The sequence below is a fragment of the Prochlorococcus marinus XMU1419 genome, from assembly GCF_017695955.1.
GTDB lineage: Bacteria > Cyanobacteriota > Cyanobacteriia > PCC-6307 > Cyanobiaceae > Prochlorococcus_A > Prochlorococcus_A marinus_AD.
Window position 1 is genome coordinate 346,094 of the sequence record NZ_JAAORO010000002.1, and the last position, 12,112, is coordinate 358,205.

The window sequence follows — 12,112 nt, forward strand, 5'->3', positions numbered from 1 at the left end:
AAATTTTTGGTATGAAATTTTTTAGTTTTTTAAAATATTTTTTATCTATAACTTTTTCTTTAATTGTTTTATCCTCACCAGTTTTTGCTGGGGCAAATGTTGCTGTAAAAGGAGAGGGAGATGAAGTTCCAAGTTATGTAAGATCCGATATTACGGGATATGATTTTCATGGAGAGGATCTTCATTTGTCCTCCATAGCAGGAGCAGTGGCAAGAGACGCAGATTTTAGTGACGTTGATCTACATGGGACTACATTAACCCTTTCCGATTTAAAAGGGTCTAATTTAAATGGAATTAATCTTACAGATACACTATCAGATCGAGTTAATTTCCAAAAAACAGACCTTAGAAATGCTGTTTTAGTAAATATGATCGCATCAGGCAGCAGTTTTGCAGGAGCTCAAATAGAAGGTGCAGATTTTACTTTTGCAATTCTTGACAGTGAAGACCAAAGAAATCTTTGTAAAATTGCTGATGGGATAAATCCAACAACGGGTGTCTCAACAAGAGATAGTCTAGAGTGTAGTTAGAAAGTTAGAATCATAAGTAAAGTCTTTTACCGTTAATAAACTTATAAATTTTTTTTTGATCATCTTGAAATATCATTTCACCATTTAATTTGGATTCCTTAAATTTCGAAAGTCTTGCTCTATGAATATTTAATTTTCTTTTTATATTATCTTCTGTATCCTTTATTCCAATAAAGATGTTTATATTTGGGTTTGAAAAAATTTTTTCTTCCTCTCTTAAAAAAATTCTTTCAATATTTGATTGTGTACTCTGCAGTTTATTTTTAAATTTGTTTAATTTAATGTTCTTTATTTTTTTAGAATTAATTTTTTTGTAGCCCAAAAAAATAACTCCGAAAATTATAAAAACTAAAAATATATTCATTACTTTATTTTTATTTTTATATCTACGCCCAAGTTACTTTTAGTAGTTAATATTTCTTTTTTTAAAAATCCATAGGTAAAAATTTTAGATAAAGTTTTTAAAGAATTAAAAACTAAAAAAACAGTAAATAAAAAGAAAACAATGCTGTTTTCTACAAGCAGATTTTTATTATCTAAATTGCTCATAAGTCTTAAATCAATTATTTTTCAGCACTATTTTCATATGGACCGAAAAATTCACTGGCTTCTCTTCCCATTACTTTAGCAAGATTTAAACTTTTATCTATATCCCATTTAGATGCCATTCCATAAAGAATCCCAGCAGCAAAAGAATCGCCACATCCATAAGAATCAACCTTTAATTTTTTGTTTTTAAGGGCCTTATATCTTCCTCCTGGGAATAGTATGCCTCCCTTCTCTCCCTCGGTTTTAATAGTATATTTGGGCTTTAATAATAATTTAGAAAAAGAAAAAGCTTCTCCGGGATCAAGATTGCTGCCTATTAATCCATCTAAAAGAACATTTGATTTATTAATTATATTTAATCCTACCCTTGGTGTTGTGCAAAGTATTGAAGCTGCTCTAGCCATTTTAAAAATCTCTGAATCAGATGCAGTAATAAAAATTCCGTCCATTTTTTTTAAAATATTCCATTCCAACTTGTCTTTATGAGTTGGAGCTAACCTTTCTCCTATAACTGTTATTGCTCTTTCACCTTGAGAGTCAATTAAACTAAATCCTCTTCTAGTTGGTTTATCACGCCAAGCTACATGCAACTTAATTCCCATATTTGAGAGAATCTTGAAACACTTATCTCCATAATCATCATTACCTAATGACGTAAAAAAATGAATTTGGTTTAAAGTTAAATCAGAAAGTATTTTCGCGATAATAGAGCCACCACCAGCAGGATATTCAAGGGACTTTTCAGAATGCGAAATGACTCCGGGTTTTGGTAATTGATCGACCTTCAAGAAATTTATCCACTCAACATGACCAACAACAGCAAAATTTAAATTTCCTTTTTTAAATTTATAGTCTTCAACTTTATTATTCTTTTCAACAACCATAAGCTTTTAAATACTATTATTAAAAGAAATAATTTTGACAAGTGAATTCATTTAACATTTTAAAAGATAATAAACAGATACTATCTTATCTTTACCTTTTTCTATCAATTCTGGGTGCTGTACTGCCAATGATGGCAAATTTCGACTTTGTAAGGGAATATGGAAACAGCTTTAATATAAATAACTTCATTTCTTTAGCGAATGCAAACCCTGCAGCTCAGTCAATCTCTAGAGACTTATTAATAGGAGCTAGCGCTATTTTCATATGGATAGTAAATGAATCAAAAAAACTAAAAATGAAGAATATGTGGGTTGTATACATTGGAACTTTTCTTATAGCATTCGCATTCTCTACACCTTTTTTCTTATTTCTAAGAGAGAGAAGAATTATTGAATTAGAAAAGATTAATTAAAATAATCTATTAAATAGAATTGCAAATACAAAAAAACAACAAAAAGAAATGGAAAGCCAGATTATTGAAGCATAACCAAATAGATCTAATATGCGTCCTGAAATAAGTGGTCCAAAAAAATAACCCATAGCGAAACATTGAGATAGTAAAGCAAGTGCAAAACCTTTTTTGTTTGAAGGTGCTATTCTGAAAACGACATCTGTTGATGTTGGAAGAAATGAAGCAGTCCCCAAACTTACTAATATCAATGAAAAAGAAATTAAATAAAATGCTGGGATATTTAAATAACTAGAAATAAATAATAAAAATGAAGCGAAAGAGAAATTTATTAAACTAAATTTCAAGCCAAATAATCTACCTTTCTTAGATATCCAAGAACCGATAGGCCATTGTAAAAACAATAATAAAATCAACTGAATAGAGATTATAAGACTAATAATTTCTTTGCTTAATGCATTACGATAAACTCCACCTTTAACAAGGTCCAGAGGCAAAGTTACTTGAATTAAAGCTAAAGAGGTAGTTATTAATAAAATAGATAAAATTATTATTTTTGAATTTTTATTCCATTTCAATTGTCCCTGATTAGTTGGATCTACTAATTTTTTTTGGAAATTTTCTAAGTTTTTTTTAATAGAAGAACTATTTCTAGATATTAAATATGTGATGGCTAACATGCAAAATATATCATTAATAAAAATTGATTTGGAATATAAAAAATTCGTCATATAACCCCCTAAGAATACCCCTAGAAATATTCCTAAAGCCTCTGAACTTCTAACAAGAGCATATGCTTTTCGTGTTTCGATAGGATAGCAAAAATAGGGCACCCCAAACTCGGCAGCAGGCCAATATATTCCTGCAGCAGCCCCAACAAATGTTTGTCCAATTATGTACAAAAAAGTATCTTTTGAAAAAATGAGGCATAAACTAGCGGCAATACTTAGTATTGAAGAAGTAACTATTGGAAATTGAATTTTACCGGTTTTATTAAGATAATTCCCTGTAACTAGTCTTGTTACGGTACCAATTATTGCTGAAATGGTAAACCCCAGGCCAATATCTGTTGCCGATAATCCTATGTTATTAAAAATAAGTGATGTTAAATAAATAACACCACCTGCTCCAAAGGCAGCGTAAAATCTTATCTTGGTTATTAACCTCAAATGATATGGAAATTGAATCCACCAATTTTTGCTAATTTTTAAACTATTTGGACTAATCACAAGTGAAATTCATTTTTATAATTTTTTTTAGTTGTTGCGGTTTATTTTTAAATAATGGTTTAAAAGCTGCTGAAAAGATAAATATTAAATTTGAAGAGATGGTAATCCCCCTCACTATAGAACAATTATCAAAATTAGAGAAATACAAAGATGATTCAACAGAATTAATAGATTGGTTAAAAAAAAATGGATTAATAAGAGTTTTTGAATTATCAAAATTTTTAGAATTTCCAGTTTTCAAGGAAGAAGGACTAAATAGAGAAATATTAAGAAGTTGGATAGGGCGTAAAATTCTTACAGAATTAAGCAAAAGCATTAAAATTCCAAATGACAATAATGGAACAGAAATTTATAACACTATAGAAAATTTATTAGATCAAAAAAACGAAATCTCAACTTTAGAAATCATAAAGGCATTACCTTCAGAGGAAATTTCACTTGATATTGATAATTTAATTTTAATAATTTCATCTTGGAAAAATGAATTATCAATACAACAAGAACTTTTATCCAAATTAAATAAACTTGAAAGAACCAACCAAAATTTCTTCAAAAATACTGAAAAAATATCAACTCAAGATCTAATAAAAATTGATAAAAAAATTTATGCTCCTCATCGAGTGAAACCTTTAGAAATTAAAATATGGAAAAGCAATAAAACAAATCCTGATAAAGAACTGATAATTTTTATGCCAGGACTTGGAGGCGAAATTAATAATTTCGAATGGATCGGCAACGAATTGGCTAAAAGAGGTTGGCCAATATTATTCATAGATCATAGAGGGAGTAATTTAGATTCATTTATAAATATACTCGAAGGTAAGGAAACAATCCCAGGAAGTGCAGACTTTTTCTTATATAGAATTAAAGATTTAGATGCTGTATTAAAATCTCATAAAAAAGGAGAATTTGGTTTACCTAATGATTCTTATATTTTAATGGGGCATTCACTTGGTGCTTTTATAGCACTTTTATATGAAGGCAATAAGCCTACTGATCAACTAGAGGAAAAATGTGATTCGGCATTAAAAGACTTTGCGGTAACAAATTTATCTAAATTACTTCAATGTCAGCTGAGCGAAATACCATTCCCTAAAAAAAATAACACTAATAAGGCCAGTGCGATTATAGGTTTTAATTCATTTGGCAGTTTAGTATGGCCAAGAGAATTTAGTACAGGCATTAAAACACCAACTCTTCTAATAGGTGGTACATATGACCTTATTACACCATTAATGAATGAACAATTTAGAGTTTTTTCTGCTTTAAATAATCCATCTAATAGATTTCTAATTATTAAAGGGGCAAGTCATTTCTCTCCAATAAGAATTAATAAAAGCGATGAAGAAAATAATGACGTTTTCAAAATAAGTGAATCTTTTATTGGTTCAGAGCCTATATTAGTACAAGATTTATCAACGAAATTTATAGTTGAATTTTTAAAAAATATTAAAGACAAAAAGATACCTCCACTAGTTAAAAACCAAAGAGATTTGGGACTTGATTTCCATCTTTTAGATCTTGAAACTATAAAAGAAATTTCCGAAAATTAATACTCTACTCGTGGATCTAAATATGCGATTAAAATATCCACAAAGAGATTTAAAGAGACTATGAGCATAGAGGTAAAAATTACAATTCCTTGAACCAAGGTATAATCTCTTTGAGAAATAGCTTCATGTAATCTTAAAGCTATGCCTGGCCATGAAAAAGTTACCTCAAACAATAAAGCTCCTCCTGCTAATGAGGCCATAGTCAAGCCGGAAATAGTGACAATTGGCAATAGAGCATTAGGCAATGCATGGTTTAAAAATATTTTTTTCCTTGATATTCCTCTACATGTAGCAGCATTTACATAATCACTTTTTAATGTTTTATCCAGATTTACTCTTAATGAGCGGCTGAATATGCCACTTAATAAAAAGCCCAGGGTAATCGAAGGAAGTAAGAGATGATAAAGACTATCTTTCAAAGCAATAATATTATTTGAAAGAATACTATCTAAAACTAGAAAACCTGTAATTTGCGGTTGTTGCTGAAATATTGGAAATCTACCTCCAATTGGGGAAATATTAAAGAATACAGAAAATAATAATTGAGCTAACATTGCACCCCAAAAAGGAGGGATCGCATATGTAGTAATTCCTAATATTCTCGCAATATAATCAGTCTTTTTACCTCTATTTCTTAAGCTAATTAATCCCAATGGGAATCCTATTAGTATGGAAAATAATATTGAAAAGAATCCAAGTTCAAGACTTGCAGGCAAAGACTTAACAATAATATTTAGGACTGGCTCTTGAGTACTAAGAGATTGGCCAAAATCTAAGTGCAATATATTTTTAATATATGAAAAATATTGATTTAATAAAGGTTCATTTAGCCCCAATTTATTTCTTAAAAATTCCCTAGAAACCTCATCTGCACCAGATCCAAGTATGGCATCGACAGGATCGCCGGGAGCAACTCTTAATAAAATAAAAACTAATGAAGAAATTATCCATAACATTATCGGTATTAATGAAATTTTTAATAAGGAATAATTTAGTAGTTTATTGAAATTTCTACTCATTAATAAACTCAAGATCACTCAATGAAATTATTCCTGCACCATTAAAAATAGGTTTTGATATTTTATTTTGCGACCAAGCTTTTTGAGAGGACATCCAAATAGGAATATAAGGTATTGAACTTGCTGCTATTTTTTCAATTTCAACAAGTTTTTCTAATCTTTTAATTCCACTTATTCTTTCACTCTCAAGAAATAAACTCTCCACTTTATTAGATCCCCAAAAACTACCGCTATAAACTGATTCTCCTTTTTTACATATGCCATTAACTATTTCATCACAACTTAAAAGAGGGGTGAGATATGCCTCTGGATCTGAATAAGCCCCAGTCCAATCGAGAAGAACTGCCGTATAAATTCCTAAACTTAGATTCTTATAAACTGTTGTAGATTCAACCCCATTGAGTTCAATATCAATACAATCTTTCAAAGAACTTTTAATTTCTTCTTGCCATGTCAGAGCAATAAGCTTGTCTGCTGGTACATTAGATCTATAAGTAAGGGGTATTTTTAGAACATTTCCATTGCAATATTTTTCTTCTTGCAATAACCTTCTCGCTTCTAAATAATCATATTTAGGCCAAAGTTCTTGATTATCTTTTTTTAATATCGGAGGAATAATTGATCTAGATGGCTTCCTTAACCCATAACTTACTTTCTCACTAATCAATTCTCTATTAAGACTTTTTGCCAAAGCAAGTCTTAAATTAAGATTACTTAAGGGATAAGAGCTAGTTTTAAGACTTATAAAACTTAATTCAGTGAAAGGGCTTTTACCTTCGTTAAACTGTTTATTTTTGCTTAAATTATTTAAACTTTTTCTCTGGCTATCATCAATTGAATTTGATAAAAGCACATCAATTTGTTTACTTTTTAAAGCCCCAAAAAGAGAAGATGAATTTGAATATCCCACAAAATTAATGCCATTATTTAAAGGCTTTTCACCCCAATAATTTAAATATGGATCAATTGATTGAACTTCATTAGAAAAACTGGTCAGCACATACTTGCCAGTACCAACGAATTTGTCATTTAGAAACTTATTTGAATATTGTTTGTAGAATGTAGGAGATATCGGAGTTAAATTGACTGATGTGAGTAAACCATTTAAAGAACTTGACGGTTTATTCAAATTTATTATGACTGAATATTCACTTGGTGTTTCTATTGATTTAATCTTATTTCCTAAAATATAATTCATCGTTCCAATTCTTTTGAATCTATCAAAGGTAAACTTTAAAGCATTTGAGTTAAATGCAGTTCCATCTTGAAAAAAAACATTCTTTCTCAAATTGATAGTTATTTGAAGTCTATCCTTTGAAACAATTGGCGCTCCCGAGGCCAATTCAGGGATTAATTCTCCATCAGAATTTAATTCATATAACGTGTCTCCTAGAGAACTGATTAATTGAATTGCTTTAAGAGTATTTGCTCTAGCTGGATCTAAAGATTCAATTTTTCCAGAACTTGCTACTATGATTTTTTTAGATATTCTTTTTGAGCCGCAAGAATTCTGTAAAAAAGAAATTAAAATAATAAATATTGATAAAATAAATTTTTTTTTCATATTTCATAATTACTTAATTTTTCTGAAGAATTATTTGAGCAAAAAATTTGTAAGGTTATTTGACTTATTTCTAAAGGAAATGTTTTTTTATAATTACAGGCAAAAGGCCACTCTCTCACCCAACAAATTTCTTTACCAATGTTTATACCAATTACTTGAAAAGTCTTATTACTATTTTTGATTTTTACACAAGCACCTTTATAAAGTTTTTCAGAACAAATTAAATTATTATTTTCATCATTATTTTCTAATAGTTTTGAATGAATCATTAAGGTGCTAGAACCAAACACTTACTTTCTTCGGTTTACCAAGCTATAAAGAAATTTGCAAACTATTTTTTTAAATACAACTTAATTGACTTGCAATAATTTTGACTTCATTAAGCGAATTTATTTCATCTTTCGATCTCTCAAAATCTCCATTATTCACCTCATGAGTAATAACGACAATTTCAGCTTTGTCCTCACTTGCATCAAGTTGAACAATTGATTCGATTGATACATTATTCTTTCCAAAAATATCTCCAATTTTTCCTATGACACCAGGACTATCAAGACAAATAATTCTAAGGTAATTTTTTTTACTTATTTGTGAAGATTCGATTATATGACAGTTTCTCCAGAAATAAAAAGATAATAGTGGATCCATTGAATCATTATTTTTTACTGAGGCGGCATGCAGATTTAATATATCTGATACTACTGATGCAGCAGTTGGGCCACTCCCTGCACCTGGACCATATAACATAATCTCTCCAAGAGGATCAGCGTCTATCAATAATGCATTATTAACTCCCTTAACTGTTGCCAATGGATGAGATTTTGGAATCAAAGAAGGTCCTACCCAAATATTCAAAGCGAGTGAATCATTACTATTAATTTGTCCCCTTTCGGAGAGCGCTAAAAGTTTTATTTCAAACCCTAATTTATTAGCATATTCAATATCCTTTAAATTAATTTTACTAATACCCTCAGTATGGATCTCCTCTCTTTTGACTTTCCCTCCAAATGCAAGTTCACTAAGAATTGAAATCTTATCAGCAGCATCATGGCCCTCAACATCTGCAGTTGGATCAAATTCTGCATACCCAAGACTTTGGGCCAATTTTAAGGTCTGCTTGTAATCAGCTTTTTCATTTGTCATCTTTGAAAGTATAAAATTTGTAGTGCCATTTATTATCCCAACCATTTTTTTTATGCTGTTACTTTTTAATGATCTTTTTAAGGGTTCAATTATAGGAATCCCCCCGCAAACTGCCGCCTCTGACAATATATAAACTCCTTCTTTAGATGCAGTTTTATATATTTCTTCTCCATATCTTGCAATGACTGCTTTATTTGCTGTAATAACAGATTTACCTAATTTTAATGATTGCAGAATAATATCTTTCGCTAAATCAACCCCACCCATTACTTCAACAATTACATCTATAGAAGGGTCATTAATTAATTTAAATGGATCATCAGTTAATAAATTATTATCTAGCTCAATATCCCTTTTTTTATTAAGATCTTTAACTGCTATTTTTGCAATTTCTATTTCTTCTAGAATTGGATGTGAATCAACCTTAGAACTTAATATTTTATAAATCCCTGAACCTACAGTTCCAAAACCTACAATCCCAATTTTGCATTTTCTCATTTTTTATTTCTTTTAACTTTGAATTTAATTTTATATTATTAGGCCTACAAAAATTCATTTGCTTGAGACTGCATTTTCAATAAAATGTTTAAGAAACCATTCGATCGTGAAGGGGTTAAGCTTGCTTTCAAACCAGTATCTTCTATAAATTTCTTATCTATTTCAACAACTTCATTTGGTGTTAACTCATTTAATCCACTTATTAGAAAAGCCAACAAACCCTTGGTTATGAGAGCATCAGAATATCCTTCCCAAAATAATTTGCCGGCTTTAATATTTGCCTTAACAAAAACATCTGAAACGCATCCCTTAACTTTATTTTCTTCAACAAGGATTTCACTATCTGGTTCTTTCAATTTTTTGCCTAACCACAAAATGTATTCATATTTTCTTTTTGGATCTTCTGATTTCTTCAACTTTTCTACTAATTTTGATAAATTATTGTATTTTTCCTGATAGTCCATTTTTTAAAACTATAAATTAATCACTTAATTAGTTTTCTATTATACAAATATTTCTTTTTCTGTGATAAAACCCGATAAGGGGATATCCCACTCAGCTTTAGTTAATGGAATCGTACTTACACAATTAGAAGTTAATACTCCAATGCATGGTACATTTCTCCAATCATTATCTCTCCTTAATTTATCAAAATAACCTCCTCCATAACCTAATCTTGTTAAATTTTTATCAACGGAAAGACAAGGTACAAATATCATGCTTATCTGGAAATGACTTAATGGGGAGGAGTTGTTTGGACTTAGTATCCCCTCAGAATCTTTGATAAGAGGTTTTTTGTCCCATGGATGAAATAACAACTCTTTTTTATCTTTACATCTAGGCAAAGCTAAATTAAATTTTTTCTTGAGACTTCTTATATCAACTTCATTTTTTAGAGGCCAATATATGGCAATATAACCAATATTTTTATATCCCTTAACATATGAATCAATATATAATCTTACATTCTTTTCTACATTTTCTCTTTGATTATGAGAAATTCCATCTCTTAGTTTTCTAAACTTATCCCTCTCCAATTTCTTATTTTCAAAGATCGTCATATTAAATTTTCAGTTAAAGCCATCCTCATTTAATTTTGTAAGTGCAATAGCCAATGCATCTGCTGAATCATCAGGTTTTGGAGGTTTGTTAAGATCTAGGTTATACATAACAGCATCAAGAATATCTTTCTTAGATGCCTTTCCAGACCCAGCAATTGTTAATTTTATTTGAGCAGGTGAATACTCACTAACATGAATTTTTTTAGAGGCCAATACCATCATAATTACGCCTCTGGCCTGCACCACACTAATTGTAGTGCTGGACCTGTAAAAGAAAAATTTTTCCACTGCCGCTGCAGTGGGGTTCCAATGATTTATTAATTCATTAAGATCTTGGAATATTTCATAAAGCCTATCTTCTTCTTTTTTATCTTTACCTGTCTCAATAACGCCGCAATCTAATAATATCTTTCTTTCATTTTCTATCTCAATTATTCCATAACCAACTCTAGCTAATCCAGGGTCAATCCCAATTATTCTCACTGTTATTAAGCTTCAGCAGACAATTGAAATTTTGAAAGATTTTCTTTTTCATCTAAATCAAATACTTTACAAAAAGCTTGAATAACTCTTTCACCTGAATCAACTTGTTCTAAAGGATCTTTTCTTAGTCTATGTCTTAAAGAACAAGAAATAACCCTTGCTATGTCATCTTCTTGCACTTCAGTTCTGCCTTCAAATGCTGCAATTGCCCTTGCAGACCTATTTGTAACAATATCTCCACGTAAACCATCGACATCTAGTTCTCCGCAGATTGCAGAAATATTCAATCTCAAGTCATCGTCCATTTGAACAGAATTTAATATTTCTTGTGCTTTAATAACTTTTTGTTGAAGTTCATCCTGTTGTTTCTCAACACTCAATGAAAACTCATCAGGATTATCATCAAAAGAAGTTCTTTGATCAACTACTTGAACTCTTAATTCAGCATCTCTTACTGTTTTAACTTCAACACTCATTCCAAACCTGTCTAATAGTTGAGGCCTTAATTCACCTTCTTCTGGATTTCCTGAACCAATAAGAACAAATCTTGCAGGATGTCGAACTGAGATACCCTCCCTTTCAACTGTATTCCATCCTGAAGCGGCCGAATCTAAAAGTACATCAACTAAATGATCATCGAGTAAATTCACTTCATCAACATATAGTAAACCCCTATTGGCTTTTGCTAATAGACCTGGTTCAAATGCCTTAACACCTTCGCTCAAAGCCTTCTCTATGTCAATAGTTCCACAAAGCCTGTCTTCAGTAGCCCCTAAAGGTAAGTCAACCATAGGTACTTGTTTTTGAATACTCTCTAGATTTTCTCCTTGAGTAATTTTTTCCAAAACTTCTTTACTTTGCAAATCAGGATCAACTAGTGAACTATTATATGGATCGTCTTTAACAACATCGATTGCAGGCAACAAATCAGCTAAGGCTCTGATTGTAGTAGACTTTCCAGTCCCTCTATCACCCATTATCATCACTCCTCCAATTCTTGGATCAATAACATTTAACAATAGAGCCAATTTCATTTCTTCTTGACCAATTACTGCTGTAAAAGGAAAAACTCTTCTTTTCTTTGTTGACGGCACAGTTTTAGTTTTCTTAAATATTCAAATAATCAATAGATGTTACTTCAGAAAATGTTATTAGTAAATATTCCTATCAAATTAAAACAAGAAGATCA

Annotated in this window: 14 protein-coding genes; 3 read left to right on the top strand and 11 right to left on the bottom strand. The window is 30.3% G+C overall.

The window, feature by feature from the left end:
• Positions 1–11 precede the first annotated feature (11 nt).
• The gene (locus HA151_RS05615; RefSeq protein ID WP_209106492.1) at positions 12–530 is read left to right on the top strand and encodes a pentapeptide repeat-containing protein; all 519 of its coding nucleotides are present in this window, start codon (positions 12–14) and stop codon (positions 528–530) included.
• A 10-nt stretch (positions 531–540) separates the two neighbouring features.
• On the opposite strand, the gene HA151_RS05620 is transcribed toward HA151_RS05615, so the two are convergent.
• Entirely contained in the window at positions 541–894 is a 354-nt protein-coding gene (locus HA151_RS05620) for a hypothetical protein (protein WP_209106493.1), read from the bottom strand.
• A 199-nt stretch (positions 895–1,093) separates the two neighbouring features.
• Positions 1,094–1,963 carry a carbohydrate kinase family protein gene (locus tag HA151_RS05625; protein WP_209106494.1) on the bottom strand — a complete coding sequence of 290 codons (870 nt, stop codon included), beginning with the start codon at positions 1,961–1,963 and terminating at the stop codon, positions 1,094–1,096.
• 41 nt (positions 1,964–2,004) lie between these two features.
• Between HA151_RS05625 and HA151_RS05630 the strand changes: the two genes are divergently transcribed.
• Positions 2,005–2,376 (top strand): DUF2834 domain-containing protein, encoded by a 372-nt coding sequence (locus HA151_RS05630; protein ID WP_209106495.1) that lies wholly within the window; start codon positions 2,005–2,007, stop codon positions 2,374–2,376.
• On the opposite strand, the gene HA151_RS05635 is transcribed toward HA151_RS05630, so the two are convergent.
• A complete protein-coding gene (locus HA151_RS05635; RefSeq protein WP_209106496.1) occupies positions 2,373–3,602 on the bottom strand; it encodes an MFS transporter in 1,230 nt (409 codons plus the stop codon). The two genes, HA151_RS05630 and HA151_RS05635, sit on opposite strands and share 4 nt — an antisense overlap.
• A gap of 2 nt (positions 3,603–3,604) precedes the next feature.
• On the opposite strand from HA151_RS05635, the gene HA151_RS05640 reads away from it, so the two are divergent.
• On the top strand, positions 3,605–5,155 hold the full coding sequence (locus tag HA151_RS05640; protein WP_209106497.1) for an alpha/beta fold hydrolase: 1,551 nt from the start codon (positions 3,605–3,607) through the stop codon (positions 5,153–5,155).
• Here the strand turns inward: HA151_RS05640 and HA151_RS05645 are convergent.
• From HA151_RS05645 to bchI, 8 genes are all read right to left on the bottom strand, one after another.
• On the bottom strand, positions 5,152–6,174 hold the full coding sequence (locus HA151_RS05645; RefSeq protein WP_209106498.1) for an ABC transporter permease: 1,023 nt from the start codon (positions 6,172–6,174) through the stop codon (positions 5,152–5,154). The two genes, HA151_RS05640 and HA151_RS05645, sit on opposite strands and share 4 nt — an antisense overlap.
• Positions 6,167–7,738 (bottom strand): ABC transporter substrate-binding protein, encoded by a 1,572-nt coding sequence (locus HA151_RS05650; protein WP_209106499.1) that lies wholly within the window; start codon positions 7,736–7,738, stop codon positions 6,167–6,169. Before HA151_RS05650 ends, HA151_RS05645 begins: the two co-directional genes overlap by 8 nt.
• Positions 7,735–8,007, bottom strand: coding sequence for a hypothetical protein (locus HA151_RS05655; RefSeq protein ID WP_209106500.1), 273 nt, complete (start codon positions 8,005–8,007; stop codon positions 7,735–7,737). Before HA151_RS05655 ends, HA151_RS05650 begins: the two co-directional genes overlap by 4 nt.
• A 70-nt stretch (positions 8,008–8,077) precedes the next feature.
• Positions 8,078–9,379: a homoserine dehydrogenase gene (locus HA151_RS05660; RefSeq protein ID WP_209106501.1), complete on the bottom strand. Its 1,302-nt coding sequence runs from the start codon at positions 9,377–9,379 to the stop codon at positions 8,078–8,080.
• A 44-nt stretch (positions 9,380–9,423) separates the two neighbouring features.
• Positions 9,424–9,843 carry a SufE family protein gene (locus HA151_RS05665; protein WP_209106502.1) on the bottom strand — a complete coding sequence of 140 codons (420 nt, stop codon included), beginning with the start codon at positions 9,841–9,843 and terminating at the stop codon, positions 9,424–9,426.
• A 39-nt stretch (positions 9,844–9,882) separates the two neighbouring features.
• The gene (locus HA151_RS05670; RefSeq protein ID WP_209106503.1) at positions 9,883–10,440 is read right to left on the bottom strand and encodes a 5-formyltetrahydrofolate cyclo-ligase; all 558 of its coding nucleotides are present in this window, start codon (positions 10,438–10,440) and stop codon (positions 9,883–9,885) included.
• A 9-nt stretch (positions 10,441–10,449) separates the two neighbouring features.
• Complete coding sequence (gene ruvC / locus HA151_RS05675) at positions 10,450–10,923, bottom strand: crossover junction endodeoxyribonuclease RuvC (protein WP_209106504.1); 474 nt, start codon at positions 10,921–10,923, stop codon at positions 10,450–10,452.
• Positions 10,924–10,928: 5 nt separating this feature from the next.
• Positions 10,929–12,017, bottom strand: coding sequence for a magnesium chelatase ATPase subunit I (gene bchI / locus HA151_RS05680; RefSeq protein WP_209106506.1), 1,089 nt, complete (start codon positions 12,015–12,017; stop codon positions 10,929–10,931).
• Between the last annotated feature and the right edge of the window lie 95 nt (positions 12,018–12,112).

Coding starts and splice junctions, on each gene's coding strand:
- HA151_RS05625 (WP_209106494.1), bottom strand. CDS start 1,963: ATGGTTGTTGAAAAGAATAATAAAGTTGAAGACTATAAATTTAAAAAA.
- HA151_RS05665 (WP_209106502.1), bottom strand. CDS start 9,843: ATGGACTATCAGGAAAAATACAATAATTTATCAAAATTAGTAGAAAAG.
- HA151_RS05655 (WP_209106500.1), bottom strand. CDS start 8,007: ATGATTCATTCAAAACTATTAGAAAATAATGATGAAAATAATAATTTA.
- HA151_RS05670 (WP_209106503.1), bottom strand. CDS start 10,440: ATGACGATCTTTGAAAATAAGAAATTGGAGAGGGATAAGTTTAGAAAA.
- HA151_RS05645 (WP_209106498.1), bottom strand. CDS start 6,174: ATGAGTAGAAATTTCAATAAACTACTAAATTATTCCTTATTAAAAATT.
- HA151_RS05660 (WP_209106501.1), bottom strand. CDS start 9,379: ATGAGAAAATGCAAAATTGGGATTGTAGGTTTTGGAACTGTAGGTTCA.
- HA151_RS05620 (WP_209106493.1), bottom strand. CDS start 894: ATGAATATATTTTTAGTTTTTATAATTTTCGGAGTTATTTTTTTGGGC.
- HA151_RS05650 (WP_209106499.1), bottom strand. CDS start 7,738: ATGAAAAAAAAATTTATTTTATCAATATTTATTATTTTAATTTCTTTT.
- HA151_RS05615 (WP_209106492.1), top strand. CDS start 12: ATGAAATTTTTTAGTTTTTTAAAATATTTTTTATCTATAACTTTTTCT.